The sequence below is a fragment of the Mesorhizobium sp. M1A.F.Ca.IN.020.03.2.1 genome, assembly GCF_004023205.1.
In the GTDB taxonomy this organism is placed as follows: domain Bacteria; phylum Pseudomonadota; class Alphaproteobacteria; order Rhizobiales; family Rhizobiaceae; genus Mesorhizobium.
Genome location: NZ_RZSV01000258.1, coordinates 1 through 7,078, shown reverse-complemented (window position 1 = coordinate 7,078; position 7,078 = coordinate 1). Strand labels below are relative to the sequence as shown.

The window sequence follows — 7,078 nt, the reverse complement described above, 5'->3', positions numbered from 1 at the left end:
CCCGGCGGGGCCGACTTGTGCACGTCATTCGACGAGTTCAGCAGCTTGTAGACCGGCGAGTCGGTGCCCACCGACGAAGTGCGGGTCGTGTCGACGGCAGCGGCCTGCTGGCTGGCGCCAGCCGAGCCGTAATTGTCGCTGCCTGCGAAAGCTGCGCCGGAGAGGGCCAGAACGGCCGTTGCGGCAAGAACGATCTTCTTCATTTCAATACTCCTGAATTCTTAACCTGATGTCGTTTCCAAAACTGGGGTACACTTTTGGGCGACATGCCTTGGGGACGCGGCGGGTGAACCCACCGCCTGTCTCCTGTCGGCCATGGCCCCTGATGGATCATGGCCAGGTTCGGCAGTTTAGTTGTTGCCGAAGAGGTTGTGGTCCGCGCCCTGGGTGACGGGCTTCTGAGCGGCCGCTTCCGACCTGTGGGTCGAGGCCGTGCGAGAAGTGTCGACCGCTGCGGCCGGCTGATTGGCGGCGTTGGAACCGTAGTTGTCGCTACCAGCGAAGGCGCTGCCGGAAATGGCCAGAAGGGCGGCGGCAGTGAGAACAATCTTTTTCATTTTTGGTACTCCAGTATGTTTTTTCGTCCGTCTAGCGGCGTGTCTTGGGAGTGAAAATCGCGTCGTTCGGACAGCCCCGATGTGGGTGAGCCGGCTGCCGGATTCCAATCACGAAGTTGTTTCGGCTGGCCCATGAATCCCCATCTTGATATTGTACCAATCGCCGCCATTGCCGATTTTTCTGTTGTAAAATCAATTAGTTATACTGCTTCGCCATTTGGCTCACCAAGTGTATACGAGCACCGATGTTCACCCCGTCCTGCACGCACCGTCAACAGAAACGAACTGTTCGGTTCGATTTTAGAATTCCCTAATAGTCACTTTTCGATACCGCTTAACCATTTTGGACCTACCGGCTCGATTCGGGAGCGTTGCCGCCCACGGGTCAAAGGCGTCGGCAACTCTCGGCGCATCCTCGCCTGAGCGTCCTTCTCTCCGATCTGAAAGGATCGCGCCGGCCGGGCGCCGGGCCTGCTCGCGCGTCAGCGTCAGCACCACATCGAAGCCGTCGCGACGATCGTCCAGTTCAGTCAACTCGTCGCGGAAGTCGACCTCGTTTGCGGGCAACCGAAATCTTGTCGGCGGAGCCTGCCGAAGAGGCCGGCAGGCTCCTTGGAAACTGTTCTCAGCCGGCGGCGAAAGGCACGGCGACGAATATCTGCGCGTCGCCGCGATCGACCAGCAGCAGTACCGACTTCCTGCCGGACTTGCCGGCCTCGGCGATCGCCTGGTTCGCTTGCCTTGCGTTTTTCACCGGCGTGCGGTCGACGGCGACGATGACATCGCCGGGTTCAATGCCGGCCGCGGAGGCCGCCTTGTCCGGGTTGACGCGCTCGACCACGGCGCCGCGCTGGTTGTCGGCCAGGTTGAGCTGCTCCCGGATGTCCGGCGTGAGGTCCGTAAGGCCAAGGCCGAGCGAGGGCACGCGCAGGCCCTGTTCGGCCGATGGCTTGCCTCCTTCGCCGTTCGAGGCGGTCTTCTGGTCTTCGGCATTGCGGCCGACATCGGCCGAGATCTGCATCGCCTTGCCGTTGCGCCAGACATTCAGCGTTTCCTTGCTGCCGGGCGAGACGTCGGCGACGGCGCGCGACAGATCCTTGGGGTCCTTGATCTCCTGGCCGGCGAAGCCGGTGATGACGTCGCCGGTCTCGATGCCGGCCTTGGCCGCCGGCGAGCCCTCGGTGACCGCCGCGACCAGCGCGCCGCCCGGATGGTCGAGGCCGATGGCGCTGGCGACGTCCTGCGTGACCGGCTGGATCTGCACGCCAAGATAGCCGTATTCGATGTCACCGCCCTTCATAAGCTTGTCGACCACTTTTTGCGCCTGGTCCGAAGGAATGGCGAAGCCGACGCCGACGCTGCCGCCATTGGGCGAATAGATCGCCGTGTTGATGCCGACCACATCGCCCTTCACGTCGACAAGCGGGCCGCCGGAATTGCCGTGGTTGATCGGCGCGTCGATCTGGATGAAATCGTCGAACGGCCCGCTGTGCAGGTCGCGGCCGCGCGCCGAGACGATGCCGGCGGTGACCGTGGTGCCGATGCCGAACGGATTGCCGATCGCCAGCACCTGGTCGCCGGTCATCAGCTTGTCGGAATCGCCCCATTTGACGGTCGGCAGCGGCTTGCTCGCCTTGACCTTGAGCACCGCCAGATCGTTCTTTGCGTCGTGGCCGACGAGCTTGGCGGGAAGCTCGGTGCCGTCGTCGAGCGTCACCTTGATCGAGGTCGCGCCGTCGATGACGTGGTTGTTGGTGACGATGGTGCCATCGGACCCGACGATGAAGCCGGAGCCCAAAGCCTCCTGCCGCGGCGCCTGCTGCGGCGGCGTCTTGGGCATCGGGATGCCCTGGTCGCCGAAGAACTGCTGGAAATACTGGTCGAAGGGCGAATTGCCGTCGAAAGGCGAGCCGTCGTCCGTCGCGCCGGGCTGGGCTTTCATCACGGTCGTCACGGTCACGACTGCCGGCTTGGTGGTGGCGACAACCGGCGCGAACGAGCCGTTCGGAGCGGTAATGCCGGCGACCGGCGTCTGTGTCGTCGCGACCACGTTGCTCAGGCCGGCATTGCCGGGATTTTGCGCAAAGGAAACAACGACGGGGGAGATGATCAGCGCAGCGCCCAGCAGGGCCGCGACGCGATGTCTGCGAAGAATGCTAAATGGTGACATGGTCGTTTCTGTCCGGGCGAGAGTTGATCCGGCGCCGCGGACGGCTCTCTCCAAGGACGCGCCCGTCGGCGTGTCGACGGCCGGGATTGCCCGTCTCGCCATGCATGGCAGTCGGCCGGATCGACAGCCACGCATTTAGGGCGTGGAATGGTCCGAATTAGGGTTTTGGCGCGACCTTACAAAGATTTAATTCAGAGAGCGCTCACGAAGCGCTCTCGGCGGCGTAGGTAGGAAGACGCTATCTCTCCCATCCTCGCGCGGCCGAAACTCGGGCCATGGCCGCCATGGCCGATGCGTATCGGCAGGTCGAGCAGCCGCTGCATGGTGCGGCAATAGGCGGCGCGGTCCGAATCTGGCAGGTCGTCGATCAGCATGCCGTCATAGATGGCGTCGCCGGCGAAGAACAGGCCGTCGGCCTCATCGAACAGCGCGATCGAATCCGGCGAATGTCCGGGCAGATGCAGCACGCGGAATATCCGATCGCCGAGGTCGACGATGTCGCCCTCGTCGAGCACTCGCGTCAACGGTGCGGAAGGGATGCGATAGTCAGCCGCCTTCCAGCCGGGCGCCGGCAATTTGGATACCGCATCGTCGAGATTGTGGAACATGTTGGCGTAGGTGACGGCATCATCCATGCCATCGAACTCCGCCGCGCTGACCTTCGGCCCCATCCTGAGCGGGAATTCGTGCAGCGAGCCGACATGGTCGAGATGGATGTGGGTGGCGACGACGATCAGCGGCTTGCCGGCCGGGGTGTCGATCTCGGGCGCCAGCGGGCAGATGCCCATGCCGGTGTCGACCAGCAGGTCGGCGTCCCGGCCCTTGAAATGCCAAATATTGGCGCGCACGAAATCGTGCACGAATGGCTCGGTCAGCATCGTCGTTCTGGCATCGACAACGGATTTGCCGAACCAGTCGCCCACCACAAGGTCGCCCATCAGACGAACGGCTTTCCGACCTTGTACTTTTCCGGCACCAGCCGCTTCAGATAGGCCATGCCGGCCTCGGACAACTGGTTGACGTCCGGCTTCATGAAATTGTCCGGCATGTGGCGGGTCTTGCCGGCCACCGCCTCGAGCGGCACCTTCTTCAGCACGGTCTTGGTGCCGTCATATTGGAGCGCCACCGAGCCGCCACCCTCCTCGGCAACGGCGACGGCGAACGCGCCGGCTTCGAAGGCTTCCCTGGCGTCCACGGGACTGATCGCGCCGACATAGCCGCGCGGCATATAGCCCAGGGCATCGACGCGCGCCCGCTTGCCCGGCAGGCCTTCCGCCAAAGCGCGTTCGAGCGCCGCCGGCAGATCGCTGCCCGACAATTTGACGTTGCCGTGCTGGTCGCGCTCGAGCTTTTCCGGCGGCACCAGGCTCTCGACCAACGCCTTGCCGTCGGCGGTGCTGACGCCTTCCGAGACGGCGACGATGCAGCGCTTGTGGCGGTCGAGCGTCTTGCGGACATCATCGATGAAACGCTCGGCGGAGAAGGCGCGCTCCGGTACATAGACCAGATGCGGACCGCTATCCGGATCGAGCTGCCAGGCGGCGGCCGCGGCAGTCAGGAAGCCGGCGTGCCGGCCCATGACGATGCCGACATAAATGCCGGGCAACGCGCGGAAATCCAAATCGACCGACAGGAAAGCGCCGGCGACGAATTCGGCCGCCGAGATGAAGCCCGGCGTATGGTCGTTCTCCTCGAGATCGTTGTCGATGGTTTTCGGCGCATGCACGAAGGCCATCGCGCCGCCGGCGGCGTCGGTCAGGATCTGCTGGGTGCCCGAAGTGTCGTTGCCGCCGATATAGATGAAGGCATCGGCGCCGGCCTTCTTGAGGCCGTTGAGGATGACCTCGCAATAGGCCGCGTCTGGCTTGTCGCGGGTCGAGCCAAGGGCGGCGCTCGGGGTGCCGGCGATCAGCCGCAGCCGATCTTCGGGGATGGCTGAGAGGTCGACATAGTTGCCGTCGCGGATGCCGCGCACGCCATGGATCGAGCCGAGCACCTTGGCGCCGGGATGCCGCTTGCGGATCTCCAGCGTGGCGCCGACGACCGTCTGATTGATGACGGCGGTCGGGCCGCCGCCCTGCGCGATGACAAAGGTTCCGGCCATGATCGTTCTCTCCCGAGGCGAAGCTTTTCAGAGCACCTTCGCCTGTCTTGCGGCATCACGCAACGGGAGAAAGGAGGCGCATGATCCCGAAAAAATAGCGGCCGTGCTGACCGCCGAAAAAATCAGACGACGACGACTGGGTTCTTCTTCGATACCCTGTTGTAGAGGTCGATGATGTCTTGGTTGATCAGCCGCACGCAGCCCGACGACATCGCCTGGCCGATGGTCCACCATTCGGGCGAGCCGTGGATGCGGTAACCGGTGTCCTTGCCGTTCTGGTAGATGTAAAGCGCGCGGGCGCCCAGCGGATTGCTCAGGCCGCCGGGCTGGCCGCCCTGCCATTTCACCAGTTCCGGCTTGCGCTTGACCATCTCCGGCGGCGGCGTCCAGACCGGCCATTCCTTGCCGTACTGGATGTTGGCGCGGCCCGACCAGCGGAAGCCGTCCTTACCGATACCGACGCCGTAGCGGATGGCGTCGCCGCCGGGCTGGACGAGATAAAGCATGCGCTCCTGCAAATGCACGACGATGGTGCCGGGCGCTTCGCCGGTCTTGTCGACGACGATCTGGCGACGGAACTCCGGCTTGACCTTCTGGTAGGGCACCGCCGGGACCTGGAAGCCGTTGTCGGTCAAGGCAGCATACATCACGTCGGGACCGGTGATGTTCTTGTCGACGCTGATCGCCGGTCGGATCGGCACCGATCCGGTGGTGGTGTCGTCGATCTGCAATTGCGGCAGGTCGAGCGTGTCGGTGGTGCCGCAGCCGGCCATGCCGAGCAGCGCCATGGCGCCCATGCCGGAAAGCATGGCGCGGCGGGAAAGCGGAACTTCGGTTTCGACGGTTTCGCCGCTCGAAGGCGGCGTCAGACTTTGCGGCAACTCGCGCATACACCAAACCCTACGCTGTCGGCGGGAAGCACGGTCCGGCCGAATGGCTGCAATTTTCGTCAGTCATGGTTGAAAAAGGGTGAAAGAACTTTGCCCGCACTTAACCCTGACAGGGCGTTGTCCGGGCCAGGCGCCAGGGCAGGCCGGCGCCGAAGATTTTCTCCAACGCCTCTTTACAATCTCGCATACCCCAGGATTTATCCTGTTCTTTGCGCTCAAGGAGTAGGGAAAATGTCCTTCGAAAACTGGGCTGCCTTTGCCGCTGCCTCCGCCATCCTCCTCGTCATCCCGGGCCCGACGATCCTCTTGGTCGTCTCCTATGCGCTCGGCCAGGGCTGGCGTACGGCGCTGCCGATGGCAGTCGGCGTCGCGCTCGGCGATTTCACCGCCATGACGCTTTCGATGCTCGGCATCGGCGCGCTGCTTGCGGCTTCGGCCACTGTGTTCACCGTGCTCAAGGTGATCGGCGCCGGCTACCTCATCTATCTCGGCATAAAACTGTTCCGCGCCGGCGGCGCGCTGAAGGCCGAACCGCGCACCGACGCCGTGTCGGCGGCAAGGATGATGGCGCATGCCTGGCTGGTCACGGCGCTCAACCCGAAGAGCATCACGTTCTTCGTCGCCTTCCTGCCGCAGTTTCTCGACCGGCATGCCGATTTCTGGACGCAGATGCTGATCTTCGAAGCGACCTTCCTGGCGCTCGCATTCAGCAATGCCTTCGGCTATGCGCTGATTGCTTCGCGAGCGCGCGCCATGGTGCGCAACCCAAGGGCGATCCGTATCTTCAACCGCACCGGCGGGACATTGCTTGTCGGCGCCGGCATCGCCACGGTGGCGATGCGTTCGGGGAATTGAGGAGAAGTCCGGTTCGACACAGTCGAAGCCCTCGCCGGTTGGCGGGCCGACGGTCGATGTTCTAGGATCGCATCGGTTCGACCGGACGAGCAGGCATTAAAGGACGCGGCATGGCGCTGAAGGACGCATTCGGCCTGACGCATTCAGGCGCGACCGAAGCCGGGCTTTCGTCCTACGCCAGAGCCGTCCGCGAGCTGCAGTGCTTCATCGGCGACCCGGTCGGCTCCGTCGATAGCGCGATCGCCGATGAGCCCAGCTTCGTGATGGCGCATGTGTTCAAAGGCTACCTGTTCGGCCTCGCCACCGAGCGGGAGGCGACGGCGGTTGCGCAAACCTGTCATGCGGCGGCGCTGCCGCTCGCCGGCACCGCGCGCGAGCGCGCGCATGTCGCGGCGCTCGGCCATCTTGCCAGCGGCCGCTGGCATGACGCCGCCCGCATCCTCGAGGACGTCGCCATCGACAACCCGCTCGATGCGGTGGCGCTGCAGGTTGGCCACCAGAT

Annotated in this window: 7 protein-coding genes and 1 pseudogene; 2 read left to right on the top strand and 6 right to left on the bottom strand. The window is 64.1% G+C overall.

Going from position 1 to position 7,078, the window contains the following annotated elements:
* The 6 genes from EOA79_RS27435 to EOA79_RS27405 all read right to left on the bottom strand — a co-directional run.
* The coding region (locus tag EOA79_RS27435) for a DUF680 domain-containing protein (RefSeq protein WP_128293473.1) at nucleotides 1–203 on the bottom strand (203 nt) is incomplete at its 3' end.
* A gap of 147 nt (nucleotides 204–350) precedes the next feature.
* Nucleotides 351–557 carry a DUF680 domain-containing protein gene (locus tag EOA79_RS27430; RefSeq protein WP_066996029.1) on the bottom strand — a complete coding sequence of 69 codons (207 nt, stop codon included), beginning with the start codon at nucleotides 555–557 and terminating at the stop codon, nucleotides 351–353.
* Between the two features lie 625 nt (nucleotides 558–1,182).
* Nucleotides 1,183–2,727 (bottom strand): DegQ family serine endoprotease, encoded by a 1,545-nt coding sequence (locus EOA79_RS27420; protein ID WP_095824378.1) that lies wholly within the window; start codon nucleotides 2,725–2,727, stop codon nucleotides 1,183–1,185.
* A 191-nt stretch (nucleotides 2,728–2,918) separates the two neighbouring features.
* Entirely contained in the window at nucleotides 2,919–3,665 is a 747-nt protein-coding gene (locus EOA79_RS27415; protein WP_164748334.1) for an MBL fold metallo-hydrolase, read from the bottom strand.
* On the bottom strand, nucleotides 3,665–4,831 hold the full coding sequence (locus tag EOA79_RS27410) for a diphosphate--fructose-6-phosphate 1-phosphotransferase (protein WP_095824379.1): 1,167 nt from the start codon (nucleotides 4,829–4,831) through the stop codon (nucleotides 3,665–3,667). The genes EOA79_RS27415 and EOA79_RS27410 overlap by 1 nt, the downstream gene beginning before the upstream one ends.
* A gap of 122 nt (nucleotides 4,832–4,953) precedes the next feature.
* The gene (locus tag EOA79_RS27405; RefSeq protein WP_127335401.1) at nucleotides 4,954–5,721 is read right to left on the bottom strand and encodes a L,D-transpeptidase; all 768 of its coding nucleotides are present in this window, start codon (nucleotides 5,719–5,721) and stop codon (nucleotides 4,954–4,956) included.
* 231 nt (nucleotides 5,722–5,952) lie between these two features.
* Here EOA79_RS27405 and EOA79_RS27400 point away from each other — a divergent pair, with 231 nt between their 5' ends.
* Both EOA79_RS27400 and EOA79_RS27395 read left to right on the top strand, forming a co-directional pair.
* The gene (locus EOA79_RS27400; RefSeq protein WP_095824381.1) at nucleotides 5,953–6,576 is read left to right on the top strand and encodes a LysE family translocator; all 624 of its coding nucleotides are present in this window, start codon (nucleotides 5,953–5,955) and stop codon (nucleotides 6,574–6,576) included.
* 110 nt (nucleotides 6,577–6,686) lie between these two features.
* A pseudogene (locus EOA79_RS27395) lies at nucleotides 6,687–7,078 on the top strand (tetratricopeptide repeat protein); the annotation flags it as partial.